Origin of the sequence: Pseudomonas sp. MF6751 (genome assembly GCF_016613265.1) — a bacterium.
Taxonomy (GTDB): domain Bacteria; phylum Pseudomonadota; class Gammaproteobacteria; order Pseudomonadales; family Pseudomonadaceae; genus Aquipseudomonas; species Aquipseudomonas fluorescens_BV.
On the sequence record NZ_JAENSV010000103.1, the window covers coordinates 1 to 686 of the forward strand.

The 686-nt window shown below is 56.6% G+C and carries 1 protein-coding gene; it reads right to left on the reverse strand.

From position 1 onward, the window contains the following. Positions 1-600 (reverse strand): IS110 family transposase (locus tag JJD66_RS27920; RefSeq protein WP_200649532.1); only part of this gene is annotated, 600 nt, incomplete at its 3' end. Between the last annotated feature and the right edge of the window lie 86 nt (positions 601-686).

The window sequence follows — 686 nt, forward strand, 5'->3', positions numbered from 1 at the left end:
CAGTTCGGCGATTAGTTCGCGCAGCAAATCGGGTAATGGCTGAGTGGCGTCTTCCAGTATTCGCGGGATACGTTGGCTGATGGCCATTTCGCCTTGGGGCATGGATACTCCCTGCTCCAGCAGTAAGCCGCGCATCTGATTACCGACTGCCGTACGTCGCCGTATATATCCCTGTCGGGCCCGATGCAGCGCTTGCATTGCGAGCGCCGCCGCACTTTTGACCGGTACGGCAGATATCCTGCAGTCGCGTCCAGCACGCAGGATCGCCAACGCATCGTTGCGATCATTTTTCGGACCGCTGCGATGAGTGGCCACATGCTGAGCCGGTAGGATGCGCACTGAATTGCCCTGCGTTTGCAGCAATCGCGCCCATGCCTGAGCACCTGGCCCGGTTTCCACCAGTACCGTCACGCTTGCTGGAAGCTTAAGAAGAAAGGCTTGAAAGGCCTCGCGTGACTTAATCCGATCCTCGAATATCACCTGGCCAAGCGCATTCTCGCCGGCAACCTGGAAGACCTTTTTGGCAAGGTCTACCGCGACGTTTACGCAAGTAGATACATCGGCTGACAAAGACTGATTGATCGTCGTATGCTTTTTCATGGGCTCGCCCTCGCTGTCGTTGGCTTCTATAAGAATGCCACCGTGGCGCATAGACGCCTCGGCTTGGGCGAGTCCATCTAATTACA